10 protein-coding genes are annotated in these 14010 nt (G+C 71.6%); 7 read left to right on the plus strand and 3 right to left on the minus strand.

Features of this window, described 5'->3' with window-relative positions; genetic code table 11:
* Nucleotides 1–56: 56 nt before the first annotated feature.
* The gene (locus ACTHM3_RS10435) at nt 57–605 is read left to right on the plus strand and encodes a MerR family transcriptional regulator (protein WP_440406032.1); all 549 of its coding nucleotides are present in this window, start codon (nt 57–59) and stop codon (nt 603–605) included.
* 105 nt (nt 606–710) lie between these two features.
* Here ACTHM3_RS10435 and ACTHM3_RS10440 read toward each other — a convergent pair whose 3' ends face one another.
* A complete protein-coding gene (locus tag ACTHM3_RS10440) occupies nt 711–1523 on the minus strand; it encodes a ParA family protein (RefSeq protein ID WP_440406033.1) in 813 nt (270 codons plus the stop codon).
* Between the two features lie 68 nt (nt 1524–1591).
* Between ACTHM3_RS10440 and ACTHM3_RS10445 the strand changes: the two genes are divergently transcribed.
* The 3 genes from ACTHM3_RS10445 to ACTHM3_RS10455 are packed head-to-tail and all read left to right on the plus strand — an operon-like array spanning nt 1592 to nt 6911.
* Nucleotides 1592–5005, plus strand: coding sequence for a pyruvate carboxylase (locus tag ACTHM3_RS10445; RefSeq protein WP_440406034.1), 3414 nt, complete (start codon nt 1592–1594; stop codon nt 5003–5005).
* 47 nt (nt 5006–5052) lie between these two features.
* Nucleotides 5053–6396, plus strand: coding sequence for a nucleotide-binding protein (locus tag ACTHM3_RS10450; protein ID WP_440406035.1), 1344 nt, complete (start codon nt 5053–5055; stop codon nt 6394–6396).
* Complete coding sequence (locus tag ACTHM3_RS10455) at nt 6393–6911, plus strand: peptide deformylase (RefSeq protein WP_440406036.1); 519 nt, start codon at nt 6393–6395, stop codon at nt 6909–6911. Before ACTHM3_RS10450 ends, ACTHM3_RS10455 begins: the two co-directional genes overlap by 4 nt.
* Nucleotides 6912–6920: 9 nt before the next feature.
* Here ACTHM3_RS10455 and ACTHM3_RS10460 read toward each other — a convergent pair whose 3' ends face one another.
* Entirely contained in the window at nt 6921–8753 is a 1833-nt protein-coding gene (locus ACTHM3_RS10460; protein ID WP_440406037.1) for an AMP-dependent synthetase/ligase, read from the minus strand.
* A gap of 113 nt (nt 8754–8866) precedes the next feature.
* Here ACTHM3_RS10460 and ACTHM3_RS10465 point away from each other — a divergent pair, with 113 nt between their 5' ends.
* The 3 genes from ACTHM3_RS10465 to ACTHM3_RS10475 all read left to right on the plus strand — a co-directional run bounded on the left by ACTHM3_RS10465 (nt 8867) and on the right by ACTHM3_RS10475 (nt 12059).
* On the plus strand, nt 8867–9811 hold the full coding sequence (locus ACTHM3_RS10465) for an ROK family protein (RefSeq protein ID WP_440406038.1): 945 nt from the start codon (nt 8867–8869) through the stop codon (nt 9809–9811).
* 26 nt (nt 9812–9837) lie between these two features.
* Nucleotides 9838–10608: a lysophospholipid acyltransferase family protein gene (locus ACTHM3_RS10470; protein WP_440406039.1), complete on the plus strand. Its 771-nt coding sequence runs from the start codon at nt 9838–9840 to the stop codon at nt 10606–10608.
* 74 nt (nt 10609–10682) lie between these two features.
* Nucleotides 10683–12059, plus strand: coding sequence for a class II 3-deoxy-7-phosphoheptulonate synthase (locus ACTHM3_RS10475; RefSeq protein ID WP_440406040.1), 1377 nt, complete (start codon nt 10683–10685; stop codon nt 12057–12059).
* Here ACTHM3_RS10475 and pknB read toward each other — a convergent pair.
* Nucleotides 12056–14008 (minus strand): Stk1 family PASTA domain-containing Ser/Thr kinase, encoded by a 1953-nt coding sequence (gene pknB, locus ACTHM3_RS10480; protein ID WP_440406041.1) that lies wholly within the window; start codon nt 14006–14008, stop codon nt 12056–12058. The genes ACTHM3_RS10475 and pknB overlap by 4 nt on opposite strands.
* Between the last annotated feature and the right edge of the window lie 2 nt (nt 14009–14010).

A 14010-nucleotide genomic window follows, 5' to 3' on the forward strand; every position in this document is an offset into this window, starting at 1 on the left:
ACTTCAACCTGAGGGTTAGTGTCAGCCGTCCGATGCCCGAACCGAGGAGCGCGCGCATGAGCGAAGTCAACCGCCACGACGAGGCTCGCTTCGCCGACGGGCTGCTCTTCACCGACGGGCTGCCCGAGCTCGAGGAGGGCGCGGGGTACCGCGGCACCGTCGCGGCGCGCGCCGCCGGCATCAGCTACCGCCAGCTCGACTACTGGGCCCGCACGCAGCTCGTCGAGCCGACCATCCGCGGCGCGGCAGGCTCCGGATCGCAGCGCCTCTACGGGTTCCGCGACATCCTCGTGCTCAAGCTCTTCAAGCGCCTGCTCGACACCGGCATCTCTCTGCAGCAGATCCGGGTCGCCGTCGACCAGCTCCGCGAGGCCGGCATCTACGACCTCGCGCAGACGACGCTCATGAGCGACGGCGCGAGCGTCTACCTCTGCACCTCGAACGACGAGGTCATCGACCTCGTGAGCCGCGGCCAGGGCGTCTTCGGCATCGCCGTCGGCAAAGTGCTGCGCGAGGTGGAGTCGGACCTCGTCGACATGGACACCGTGGCCGCCGGCGACCCGATGGACGAGCTCGCGGCGCGCCGGGCGGCCCGCGCCTCCTGAGTCGGGCCGAGCGGGTCGAGTAGCGCCGCGCAGCGGATCCTATCGAGACCCTTCGTATCGAGACGCGGGGTCGCGATACGCCGCTGCGCGGCTACTCGACCGGCGCTATGCCGTGGTGGACGCGGGCTGACCGGCGATCGACGCCGTGCGCATGACGCGGTCGAGCAGCTGGTCGAAGTGCCGCGCCATCTCCTGCGAGCTCTCGCCCGGCCAGACGTGGAGCGGCTTCGCCGCCCCCTGCGCCTGCTGCAGCGAGGTGCGCTCGGGCAGCTGTGGGGCGAGCACGAGCGGCCCGAACATGTCGCGCAGCTCCTTGATGCGGAACTGGTGCTCGAGCGACTGCACCCGTGCGCGGTTCACGATGATGCCGAGCGGCTGCAGGCGCGGCGACAACCCCCGGCGGATCTCCTCGATCGCCCGGAGCGCGCGGTCGGCCGCGGCCACCGAGAACAGACCCGGCTCGGTGACGACGGCGACGCGGTCCGAGGCCGCCCACGCGGTGCGGGTCAGGGCGTTGAGCGAGGGCGCGCAGTCGATGAGCACGAGCTCGTAGTCGCGCTCGACATGGGCGAGAGCCTCCTCGAGCTTCCAGATGTCGCGGATCGAGGGGTGCGGCCCGTCGAAGTTGATGGCCGAGGGGGAGCCGATCAGCACGTCCACCGTTCCGGGGCGCCCGCGGGTCCAGCCCGACGGCGCGATGGCCGAGCGGACGATCTTCTCCTTGGGGGAGGCGAGCACGTCGGCCACGTTGAGATGGCCGGCGACCGCGATGTCCATGCCGGTCGACACGTCGGACTGCGGATCGAGGTCGACGACGAGGGTCGAGATGCCCTTCGCGAAGGCCGCCGAGGCCAGTCCGAGCGTGACGGTGGTCTTTCCCACGCCCCCCTTGAGGGAGCTCACGCTCAGCACATGCACGAGCACCGAGCCTAGCGTCACTACGCTGGGAGGACCCCTTCCCCACGCCACCCGACGAGAGGACCTGTGTGTTCAAGAAGATCCTGGTGGCCAACCGCGGCGAGATCGCGATCCGGGCATTCCGTGCGGCGTACGAACTGGGCGCCAAGACGGTCGCGGTCTACCCGTTCGAAGACCGCAACTCGCTGCACCGGCTGAAGGCCGACGAGGCCTACCTGATCGGCGAGGAGGGCCACCCGGTCCGCGCGTATCTCGACGTGAACGAGATCGTCCGCGTCGCGAAGGAGTCGGGCGCCGACGCGATCTACCCGGGCTACGGCTTCCTCTCCGAGAATCCGGACCTGGCCCAGGCCGCCGCCGACAACGGCATCACCTTCATCGGCCCCGGCAGCCACGTGCTCGAGATGGCCGGCAACAAGGTGACCGCCAAGGAGCACGCGATCGCCGCCGGCGTGCCGGTGCTGAAGTCGACCCCCGCGAGCCGCGACATCGGGGAGCTGCTGGCCGGCGCCGACGAGATCGGCTTCCCGATCTTCGCCAAGGCCGTCGCGGGCGGCGGCGGACGCGGGATGCGCCGCGTCGAGACGAAGGACGAGCTGCGCCCGGCCCTCGAGGCCGCGATGCGCGAGGCCGACTCGGCGTTCGGCGACCCGACGATGTTCCTCGAGCAGGCGGTCATCCGTCCGCGGCACATCGAGGTGCAGATCCTCGCCGACGGCGCGGGGGAGACGATCCACCTCTTCGAGCGCGACTGCTCGGTGCAGCGGCGCAACCAGAAGGTCGTCGAGATCGCGCCGGCACCGAACCTCGACCCGTCGATCCGCGAGGCGCTCTACCGCGACGCGATCGCGTTCGCGAAGTCGATCGGCTACGTCAACGCCGGCACCGTCGAGTTCCTGCTCGACACCGAGGGCGACCGCGCCGGCCAGCACGTGTTCATCGAGATGAACCCGCGCATCCAGGTCGAGCACACCGTGACCGAGGAGGTCACCGACGTCGACCTCGTCCAGTCGCAGATGCGGATCGCCGCGGGGGAGACCCTCGACGACCTGGGGCTGCACCAGGGCGACATCCACCTCCGCGGCACCGCGATCCAGGTCCGGATCACGACCGAGGACCCGTCGGCCGGGTTCCGCCCCGACACCGGCAAGATCACCTCCTACCGGTCGCCGGGCGGCGCGGGCATCCGGCTCGACGGCGGCACGGTGCAGACCGGCGCGCAGGTCAGCCCGCACTTCGACTCGATGCTGGCGAAGATGATCGCCCGCGGGCGCGACTACCCGACCGCGGTGCGCCGCGCCGAGCGCGGGCTCGCCGAGTTCCGCATCCGCGGCGTGACCACCAACATCTCCTACGTGCAGGCCGTGCTCGCCGACCCGGCGTTCCAGGCCGGCGACCTGTCGACGAAGTTCATCGAGGAGCGGCCGGAGCTGTTCCACGCGCGCGAGTCGCGCGACCGCGGCACCAAGATCCTCAACTGGCTCGCCGATGTGACGGTCAACCAGCCGAACGGCGACGGCGCGGGCGCCTACGACCCGGCGATCAAGCTGCCGGTCGTGGATGTCGACGCCCCGGCACCGGCCGGATCCCGCCAGCGGCTCCTCGAGCTCGGCCCCGCCGGGTTCGCGGCCGCGCTCCGCGAGCAGAAGGCCCTCGCGGTCACCGAGACCACGTTCCGCGACGCGCACCAGTCGCTCCTCGCGACCCGCGTGCGCACCAAGGACCTCGTCGCGGTGATGCCGCACGTCGCGCGCCTCACGCCGCAGCTGCTGAGCGTCGAGGCCTGGGGCGGGGCGACCTACGACGTCGCGCTCCGCTTCCTCGGCGAGGATCCGTGGGAGCGGCTCGCCGCCATGCGGGAGGCTCTGCCGAACATCGCGATCCAGATGCTGCTGCGCGGGCGCAACACGGTCGGCTACACCCCGTACCCGACCCGCGTGACCGACGCGTTCGTCGCGGAGGCGGCGTCCACGGGCGTCGACATCTTCCGCATCTTCGACGCGCTCAACGACGTCGCGCAGCTGCGCCCGGCGGTGGACGCGGTGCTCGCGACCGGCACCGCCGTCGCCGAGGTCGGCATGTGCTACACCGGGGACCTGCTCAACCCGGCCGAGGACCTCTACACGCTCGACTACTACCTGCGTCTCGCGGAGCAGATCGTCGAGTCGGGCGCCCACATCCTCGCGATCAAGGACATGGCCGGACTCCTGCGCGCGGAGGCGGCCGAGAAGCTGGTGACGGCGCTGCGCGAGCGCTTCGACCAGCCCGTCCACGTGCACACCCACGACACCGCGGGCGGTCAGCTCGCGACGCTGCTGGCCGCGAGCCGTGCCGGCGCCGATGCGGTCGACGCGGCGAGCGCCCCGATGGCCGGCACGACGAGCCAGCCGTCGCTCTCCGCGCTCGTCGCCGCGACGGTGCACACCGAGCGCGACACCGGCATCTCGCTCGACGCGGTCGACGCGCTCGAGCCGTACTGGGAGGCCGTGCGCCGCGCCTACCGACCGTTCGAGTCCGGTCTGCCGGGTCCGACGGGGCGCGTGTACCACCACGAGATCCCGGGCGGCCAGCTCTCGAACCTCCGTCAGCAGGCCATCGCACTCGGCCTCGGCGACCAGTTCGAGAAGGTGGAGGACGCCTACGCGGCCGCGAACCGGATGCTCGGCCGCCCGCCGAAGGTGACGCCCTCGTCGAAGGTCGTGGGCGACCTCGCCCTCGCGCTCGTCGCGGTGGACGCCGACCCGGCCGACTTCGAGCAGAACCCGCAGAAGTACGACATCCCGGACTCGGTGATCGGCTTCATGGCCGGCGAGCTCGGCGACCTGCCGGGCGGCTGGCCCGAGCCGTTCCGCAGCAAGGTGCTCGAGGGCCGCGACGTGCGGATCGGCGTCGAGGAACTGACAGCGGAGGATGAGGCGGGGCTCCGCGCCGACGACGAGGGCGGCGACGCCGCGACCCGACGGCACACGCTCAACCGGCTGCTCTTCCCCGCGCCGACCCGCCAGTTCGAGCAGGTGCGGGAGCTGTTCGGCGATCTGTCGGTCGTCGATACGCGCGCATACCTCTACGGTCTGCAGTCGAACGCGGAGACCGTGGTCGAGATCAGCCGCGGCGTGAGCCTCCTGCTGTCGCTCGAGGCGATCGGCGAGCCCGACGAGAAGGGCGAGCGGACCGTCATGACGACGATCAACGGCCAGCTGCGTCCGATCAGCATCCGCGACCGCTCCATCACGGTCGAGACCAAGAGCGCCGAGAAGGCCGACCCCGCGAAGCCCGGCCAGGTGCCGGCACCGTTCTCGGGCGTCGTCACCCTCAAGGTGGCCGACGGCGATCAGGTGGAGGCGGGCCAGGCCGTCGCGACGATCGAGGCGATGAAGATGGAGGCCGCGATCACGACGCCGGTCGCCGGCCGCGTCGTCCGGCTCGCGATCCCGACGACCCAGCAGGTCGACGCGGGCGACCTCCTGGTGGTGGTCGAGTAGGCCCCGGACCGGGCCCGTCCGGCGGCCGATCGGTAGACTCGCGGGTTGTGACCCTCGACCGTGACGCGCGTCGTCCGGGCCGGCGCGCCGCCGGACCGGTGGACGAGCACGCCGTGCTGCCGACGCACGACGATCTCACGGCCGCGGTCCCGGAGAGCCTCACGGTGAGCATCGCGCTGCCCGTGCCGGTGCACGAGGCGCCGGAGGACGAACAGGCGGTCGCCCTCGACGAGGTCGCGGTCTCACCGGTCGTCGCCGACGTCGTCGCCCCGTCGACGACGTCGATCGAGATCGTGACGGCGGAGCTCGTCCCCGAGCCGGCGGAAGAGGGCGCGCCGGTCGACCCGGCCGACGTTCCGCCGCTCCCCGAAGCGGCCGCGCCGCCGCTCAGCCGACGTGAGCGCGTGCGGCTCGAGAACGCGACGGCGCGCCCCGCCGTCCCCATCGACGACACCGACGCCGCCCCGCGCACGAAACCCGGCCGCCACGCGGCACCGGAGGGCTTCTGGCAGCGGGGTGTCTACGAGGGCACCTTCCACCTCGTCAACCCCGGGGATTCGGCCCGGGCGCGCGAGCGCAAGGCGACGGACGCCCGGATCACGAAGACGCTCGTCGGCGGCACGCGGTTCGTCCCTGTTCTGACCCGCAAGGGCGGCGTCGGCAAGACCACGATCACCACCCTCCTCGGCATGGCTCTCGCCGACCTGCGCGACGACCGCGTCGTGGCGATCGACGCGAACCCGGATCGCGGCACGCTCGCCGAGCGGGTCAACCGGCAGACCCGGTCCACCGTCCGCGACGTCGTGGTGCACGCGCCCGAGATCCGCGACGAGGCGTCGCTCCAGCGCCACCTCTCCCGCGATGCGACCGGGCTCGACGTGCTCGCCTCCGACACCGACCCGCTCATCTCCGAGGCGTTCGACGAGAACGACTACAACGTCATCGCCGACGTGCTGACGCAGCAGAGCACCGGCATCGTGCTCACCGACTGCGGCACCGGCATCGTCCACTCGGTGATGCGGGCCACGCTCCAGCGCGCCGACGAGGTCGTCGTCGTGTCCGGCGGCAGCGTCGACGAGGCGCGCCTCGCGTCCGAGACCTTGACCTGGCTCGAGGCCAACGGCTACGCGCACCTCGTCCGCAACGGGATCGTCGCGCTCAACACCGCGACGCAGGGGACGGACCTGGTGAAGCTCACCGAGATCGAGGCACACTTCCGCTCGCGGGTGCGGGAGGTCGTCCGGATCCCCTACGACCGGGAGCTCGCCGCCGGGTCGGTGGTGCGCTATGCGGCGCTCAAGCCGTTCACCCGTCAGGCCGCGCGCGATCTCGCCGCCTCCGTCATGGACGGGCTCCCCGCCGAGCGCGGCGCCCGGGTGATCGTCCCGTGACCGAACGGCAGATCCGCCTGTTCGGCGACCCCGTGCTGCGCTCGCCCTCCGACCCGGTCGTGGTCCGGCCGGACGACGCGCGCCTGCAGGCCCTCGCCGAGGACCTCGTCGACACCGTGCTGCTGCCGGGACGTGCGGGCGTGGCCGGGTGCCAGATCGGCGTCGGGCTCCGCGCGTTCAGCTGGAACGTCGACGGGGACGTCGGCTACGTCTTCAACCCGGTGCTCGAGGTGTCGGGGGAGCCGGAGCTCATCGACGAGGGCTGCCTCTCGGTTCCGGGGTTCTACTTCCCCCGCCTGCGGCACCCGCACGCCAGGGTGACCGGCGTCGACGCGCACGGGCGTACCGTCGTGGTCGAGGGGGACGGCGTGCTCGCGCAGGCGCTCCAGCACGAGACCGACCACCTCGACGGACGGCTCTACGTCGAGGGGCTCGAGCCCGAGGCCAAGCGCGAGGCCATGCGCGCGATCCGCAATGCGGACTGGTTCCGCGCGGGCGTGACCTCGATCAGCTGACGCGCCCCGTCACCCGGCGGGGATCGACGCCGTCTCCGGCGCGGCCGCGGCCGGCGTCTTCTCGTACATGCCCTCGATGATGTCGGCGAAGTCCTTGAGGATCGGCCCGCGCTTGATCGACATCTTCGGCGTCAGGTGGCCGGAGGCCTCCGTGAACTCCGTCGGCAGGATCACGAACTTGCGGATCGACTCGGCCCGCGACACGTGGGTGTTCGCCCTGTCGACGGCGCGCTGCACCTCCGCGATCACCTTCGGATTGCGCGCCGCCTCGTCGAGCGACATCGTCGCGTCCTCGCCGTTGTTGTTCAGCCACACCGGCAGCATCTCGGGGTCGAGCGTCACGAGGGCGGCGATGAACGGCTTCTGGTCGCCCACGACCACGACCTGCCCGACGAGCGGGTTGGCGCGGATCGGATCCTCGAGCGCGGCCGGCGAGACGTTCTTGCCGCCCGCGGTGACGAGGATCTCCTTCTTGCGCCCGGTGATCGTCAGATAGCCGTCCTCGTCGAGGCTGCCGATGTCGCCGGTCTTGAACCACTCACCGTCGAACGCCTCCGCCGTCGCGGACTCGTTCTTCCAGTACCCGGCGAACACGTCGATGCCCTTGACGAGGATCTCGCCGTCCTCCGCGATGCGGATCCCGACACCGGGCAGGGCGGGGCCGACGGTGCCGATCTTGAACTTGGAGACCAGGTTCACCGTCGCGGGCGCCGTGGTCTCGGTGAGGCCGTAGCCCTCGAGGATCCGCACGTCGAGGCTGCGGAAGAAGTGCCCGAGCCGCAGGCCGAGGGGCGCCGAGCCCGAGACCGCGTACTTCACGCGGCCGCCCATCGCCTCCTTGAGCTTGCTGTAGACGAGCCGGTCGAACAGCGCGAACTTCACCCGCAGCCCGAGCGGGACCCGGCCCGCATCGAGGGCCTTCGAGTGCTCGATCGCGACCTCGGCGGCGGCGCGGAAGATCCTTCCCTTGCCGCCGGTCTCGGCCTTCTGCTCCGCCGAGTTGAAGACCTTCTCGAACACCCGCGGCACGGCGAGCAGGAACGTCGGTTTGAAGCTGCCGAGCGAGTCGATGAGCCGGCTGGTGTCGGCCTGGTGCCCGACCCGCACGCCCGCGTGGACGCCGAGGATCGAGATGAAACGGGCGAACACGTGCGCCATCGTGATGAAGAGGAGGCTCGAGGCGCCATCGGCCACGACCTCCTTCATGGCGACAGCCGAGTTGCGCGCCAGCTCGACGAAGTTGCCGTGCGTCAGCGCGCACCCCTTGGGCGTGCCGGTCGACCCGGAGGTGTAGATGATGGTGGCGATGTCGGCTGACTTCGCGATCGTGCGGCGGCGCTCGATCTCGGCGTCCGAGACGTCGGTGCCCGCCGCGGCGAGCCCGTCGAGGTCGCTCAGCTGCCAGACCTTCGTGACGGCCGGCAGCTCCGCCCGCACCTCCTCGAAGCGGGCGCGGTGATCGTCCGTCTCGAGGATCACGGCGTTCGCGCCCGAGTCCTCGAGGTTGAACCGCACCTGGAAGGGCGCGGAGGTCTCGTAGATCGGCACGACGATCGCGCCGGCGAACGCCGTGGCGAAGTCGATGAGCGACCACTCGTAGCGGGTGCCGCACATGAGGCCGATCTTGTCGCCGGGCTGCACGCCGGCGGCGACGAGACCCTTCGCGAGGGCGATCACCTGGCGGTGGAACTCGGTGACCGTCAGGTCCTCCCAGCCGCCCTCGGCGGTCGGGAGCGCGAAGATGGCGCGGTCGGGGCTCGCCGTCAGCCGGTCGAGCAGCAGGTGCGTGATGTTGGCGTCGGCGTCGGGCTCGACGGCGGGCGGGGTCGTGTATTCGTTCACGGCATCTCCTTCGGTGACGTGACGTCCGTCGACAGATCGTACCCGTGCGCGCCGGGCGCCGCCCGTGAGCCGCGGCGGGAGGGGGAGTCGCCGCGCCCCTAGACTCGTGGCTCGTGCACGCGATCGGGATCGACATCGGCGGGACGAAGATCGCGGGAGCCGTCGTCGACGACGCGGGGCGCATCCTCCGCGGCGAGCGGCGCCCGACGCCCGCGGGCGACGCGATCGCGATTGTGGACGACGTCGTCACCATCGTGCGGTCGCTGGCGGGGGAGGGCCCGATCCCGCCGCTGGGCGTCGTCGTGCCCGGCTTCCTCGACGCCGACCGCGAGCAGGTCTACTACGCCCCGAACATCAGCTTCCGCGAGGTGCCGCTCCGGGCGCTGCTCGCCGAGCGCCTGCCGGGAGCGTCGATCGTGATCGACAACGACGCCAACGCCGCCGGCTGGGCCGAGCACCGGCACGGCGTGGGCCGCGGGGCCGGCGATATGGTGCTGCTCACGATCGGCACGGGGGTCGGCGGCGCGGTCGTCGTCGACGACCGGCTGCTGCGCGGCGGCTTCGGCGTGGCCGGCGAGATCGGCCACATGCGCCTGGTGCCGGACGGGCTGCCGTGCGGATGCGGCCAGCGCGGCTGCCTGGAGCAGTACGGCTCGGGCCGGGCGCTGCTGCGGTACGCGGGCGAGATCGCCGACGCGGGCGGCATCGGCGTGGCCCTCGCCCACGCGCGGGAGACCGACGGAGCCCTCGACGCGGCCAACGTCGGGCTCCTCATCGCCGAGGGCGACCCGGGGGCGATCGCCGCCGTGCGACGCCTCGGCGAGCGGCTTGGCGAGGCGTGCGCGTCGATCGGGGCGATCCTCGATCCGCGGGTCTTCGCGTTCGGCGGCGGCGTGGCCGCGGCCGGCGAGCTGCTGCTCGAGCCGGTGCGCGAGTCGTTCCGGGCGCACCTGCCCGCGCGCGGCTTCCACCCCGAGCCCGAGTTCGTGATCGCGCAGCTCGTCAACGACGCGGGCGTCGTGGGCGCCGCCGACCTGGCGAGGGTGCTGGAGGTCTGAGCGAGCCCGGCCCTAGAGTCGACACGATGCGACGCTCACGTCCGTGGCTGTTCTGGATCATCAAGGTGATCGCGGGCCCGTTCCTGGTCTCGGTGTTCCGGCCGTGGACCCGGGGGAGCGAGAACGTGCCCGAGCGCGGCGGCGTGATCTTCGCGAGCAACCACCTCTCGTTCGCCGACTCGGTGTTCCTCCCGCTCCTCGTCCACCGCCACATCACCTTCCTCGCGAAGAGCGACTACTTCACGGGACGCGGCCTTCGCGGCTGGCTGCAGAAGGAGATCTTCCTCGGCCTCGGGCAGGTGCCGATCGACCGGTCGGGCGGCAAGGCGTCGGAGGCATCGCTCAACTCCGGCCTGAGCGTCCTCGCCGAGGGGCGCCAGCTCGGCATCTACCCCGAGGGCACCCGAAGCCCCGACGGCCGGCTCTACCGCGGCCGCACGGGCGTGGCGCGCATGGTGCTCGAATCGGGCGTTCCGGTCATCCCCGTCGCCATGGTCGACACGGAGAAGATCATGCCGCTCGGCGTGCGGATCCCGAGGGTGCGCCGGGTCGGCGTGGTCTTCGGCGAGCCGCTCGACTTCAGCCGCTTCCACGGGATGGAGGGCGACCGCTTCGTGCTCCGCTCCATCACCGACGAGATCATGTACGAGATCGACCGGGTGAGCGGGCAGGAGTACGTCGACGTGTACGCGTCGTCGGTGCGCGCGGCGAATCCGACGAAGGCCGACCGCGCGGCGGCGGCGGGCCGCCCGAAGGCCCACGAGACGGCGCCCTCCGCGTCGGTCATCAGCGACTGACGGGGCCGCCCCGGTCAGCGACCGCGGGGCCGAGCGGATAGCCTGGAGGCTCCCTCCAGCACAAGGACCTTGCCGTGGCAGACCCGACCGAGACCGTCGTCCCCGCCGATCCGAAGGTGATCGCCGGTCTCGACTATTGGCGCGACCTGCCCATCAAGCAGCAGCCGGCGTGGCCGGATCTCGCGGAGGCGGCGGCCGCGTCCGCCGAGATCGCCTCGTTCCCCCCGCTGGTCTTCGCCGGTGAGATCGACATGCTGCGCGACCGCCTCGCGCGCGCCGCCCGCGGCGAGTCGTTCCTGCTCCAGGGCGGCGACTGCGCCGAGACGTTCGCGGGCGCGACCGCCGACCGGATCCGGGCGCGCGTCCGCACGCTGCTGCAGATGGCGGTCGTCCTCACCTACGGCGCCTCGATGCCGGTCGTGAAGATGGGCCGCATGGCGGGCCAGTTCGCCAAGCCCCGCTCCAACGACGACGAGACGCGCGGCGACGTGACGCTCCCGGCCTACCGCGGAGACATCGTCAACGGCTACGACTTCACGCCGGGGTCGCGTCGCGCCGATCCCCGCCGCCTCGTGCAGGGCTACCACACGGCCGCCTCGACCCTGAACCTCATCCGCGCGTTCACGCAGGGCGGGTTCGCGGATCTCCGCGAGGTGCACAGCTGGAACAAGGGCTTCGCCGCCAACCCGGCGAACCACCGTTACGAGGGCCTCGCCGCCGAGATCGACCGCGCGATCAAGTTCATGGAGGCGGCGGGCGCCGACTTCGACGAGCTGAAGCGCGTGGAGTTCTACACGAGCCACGAGGGCCTCCTCATGGACTACGAGCGCCCGATGACGCGCATCGACTCGCGCAACGGCACGCCCGTCAACACGAGCGCGCACTTCCTCTGGATCGGGGAGCGCACCCGCGACCTCGACGGGGCGCACGTCGACTACTTCAGCCGCATCCGCAATCCCATCGGCGTGAAGCTCGGCCCGACCACGACGCCGGACGTCATGGAGCGGCTCATCGACAAGCTCGACCCCGATCGCGAGCCGGGTCGCCTCACCTTCATCACGCGCATGGGCGCCGGCAAGGTGCGCGACGCGCTGCCGCCGCTCCTCGAGGCGATCCAGGGGATGGAGGCGACGCCGCTCTGGGTCACGGACCCGATGCACGGCAACGGCCTCACCACCTCGACCGGCTACAAGACCCGCCGCTTCGACGACATCGTCGACGAGGTGAAGGGCTTCTTCGAGTCGCACCGCGCGGCCGGCACGCACCCGGGCGGCATCCACGTGGAGCTCACCGGCGACGACGTGACCGAGTGCCTCGGCGGGTCGGAGCACATCGACGAGGCGATCCTCGCCACGAAGTACGAGTCGCTCTGCGACCCGCGGCTGAACCACATGCAGTCGCTGGAGCTCGCGTTCCTCGTCGCGGAGGAGCTCAGCGGGCGTTCGCTCTAACCGCCGGCCCTCAAGTTGACTTTGATCGTCGAACCCCAGGGTGCGGTACTTCCGCCATCAGGATCGGTCTTTGTGACGACGAATATGGACGGAAACGCGTCGGCCGCAGCCTTGGGGTTGTAGTCGAGCTGGAAGCCGGCGTCGAGAAGCTGCTGCTTCGCCTTCGCCCAGGTCTGCCCGACCACGCTGGGCACGACGACGGGCTCCGGTCCCTTCGAGATCGTGAGCGCGATCGTCTGCCCGGGAGCGTAGGGGCCGGCGGTCTCGATCTTGATGACCGACCCCTCCGGCACGGTGTGGCTGAAGCTCTGTTCGCCCTGCGTCGCGGTCACATGGACGGCATTCAGGGCGTCCTGCGCCTGCGCGAAGGTCTGACCGGTGACGTCCGGCAGCTTCCCGACCGATTCGACGAGCGTGACCGGGAGCCCCTGGCCATAGGTGGCCTGCCCGAGGAGGCTCTTGCCGTCGGCGCCGAGCGCGTCGATCACCTGGTCGGCGGCGATGGAGTCGCTGAACTGCTTCTTCGGGTCGCCCCCGGACGACCAGTTGGCCTTGATGGCGGCCTCGGCGTCCGCGACCGGGGTGCCAGCCTTGATCGAGAACGGGATGGGCTTCCGACCCGCCGAGACGAGCAGCCGCACCGTGCTGCCCTTGCCGACGAAGGAGCCGAGGCCCGGCTTGGTGTCGGCCACGCGGCCGGCGGCGACCGAGGTCGAGTACGCCTGACCGGGCGTGCCGAGCTCGAGACCGAGCGCCCGCAGCTCCGCGGTGGCGGCCTCCGGCGTCTTGCCCTGCAGATCCTGCGGAATCGCGACCTGCGAGCCCGGACCGGCGAGGAACCACCACCCGGCGCCGCCGCCGATCAGGGCGAGCAGGACGAGGATGACGAGCAGGGGGATCCAGCGGCGCGGGCGGCGCTTCCGGGGCGCTCCCGCCTCCACCGCCTGACGCACGGGGACCTGATCAGTCGTCGCGGTGCGCGCCGTCGGCATCGCGCCGCGGGCGCCGAGCACCTGGGTCTCGTCGTCGGCGAACGGCCGCGCCGCGCCCGGCGGCGACGGCAGCACCATGGTGCGCTGGGCGACGGTCGGCGCCGGGCCGGTGCCGTCGATCTCGCCGGCCACCGCCTTCAACTGCTCGAGCATCTCCCGCGCGTCGCGCGGCCGGCGCTCCGGGTCGCGCTCGGTCGCCCAGAGCACGAGCTCGTCGAGCGGGCGCGGCACCTTGGGATTGCGGCTCGACGGAGCCGGCACCGACTCGTTCGCGTGCTGGTAGGCGATCTGCATCGGCTGCTCGCCCGTGAACGGCTGCTCGCCGGTGAGCATCTCGTACATCATGATGCCGACCGCGTAGATGTCGGAGCGGGTGTCGGCGACCCCGCGCGTGACGAGTTCGGGGGAGAGGTAGGCGATCGTGCCGAGCAGGGCCGCCCCGGTCGCGGTGTTGGCGGAGGCGGCGCGTGCCAGCCCGAAGTCGCCGATCTTGATGCGGCCGTCGTCGGCCAGCAGCACGTTCTCGGGCTTCAGGTCGCGGTGGACGATCCCGGCCTTGTGCGCCGCGGCCAGCCCGGAGAGCACGGCCTCGGCGATGTCGATCGCCTGCTGGGGGGTGAGCGACCCGTACTCGCGCAGCAGATCGCGGAGGGTGATGCCGGGCAGGTACTCCATCACCAGGTAGGCGCTGTCGTCGTCCTGCCCCTGGTCGAAGACGTTGACGACGTTCGGGTGCGCCAGACGCGCCGCCGAGCGCGCCTCCTGGATGAAGCGCTGCTTGAACTGGCTGTCGTCGGCCAGGTGCCCGTGCATGACCTTGACGGCGACCCGGCGCTCGAGCCGGAGGTCGGTGGCGAGGTAGACGGTGGCCATGCCGCCGCGCGCGATGCGTGAGCGCACCTGGTAGCGCCCGTCGATGAGCCGGCCGATGACCGGGTCCGACGTGTTGACGCTCACGC

The sequence above is a fragment of the Pseudolysinimonas sp. genome (genome assembly GCF_051954455.1).
Taxonomy (GTDB): Bacteria; Actinomycetota; Actinomycetes; order Actinomycetales; family Microbacteriaceae; genus Pseudolysinimonas.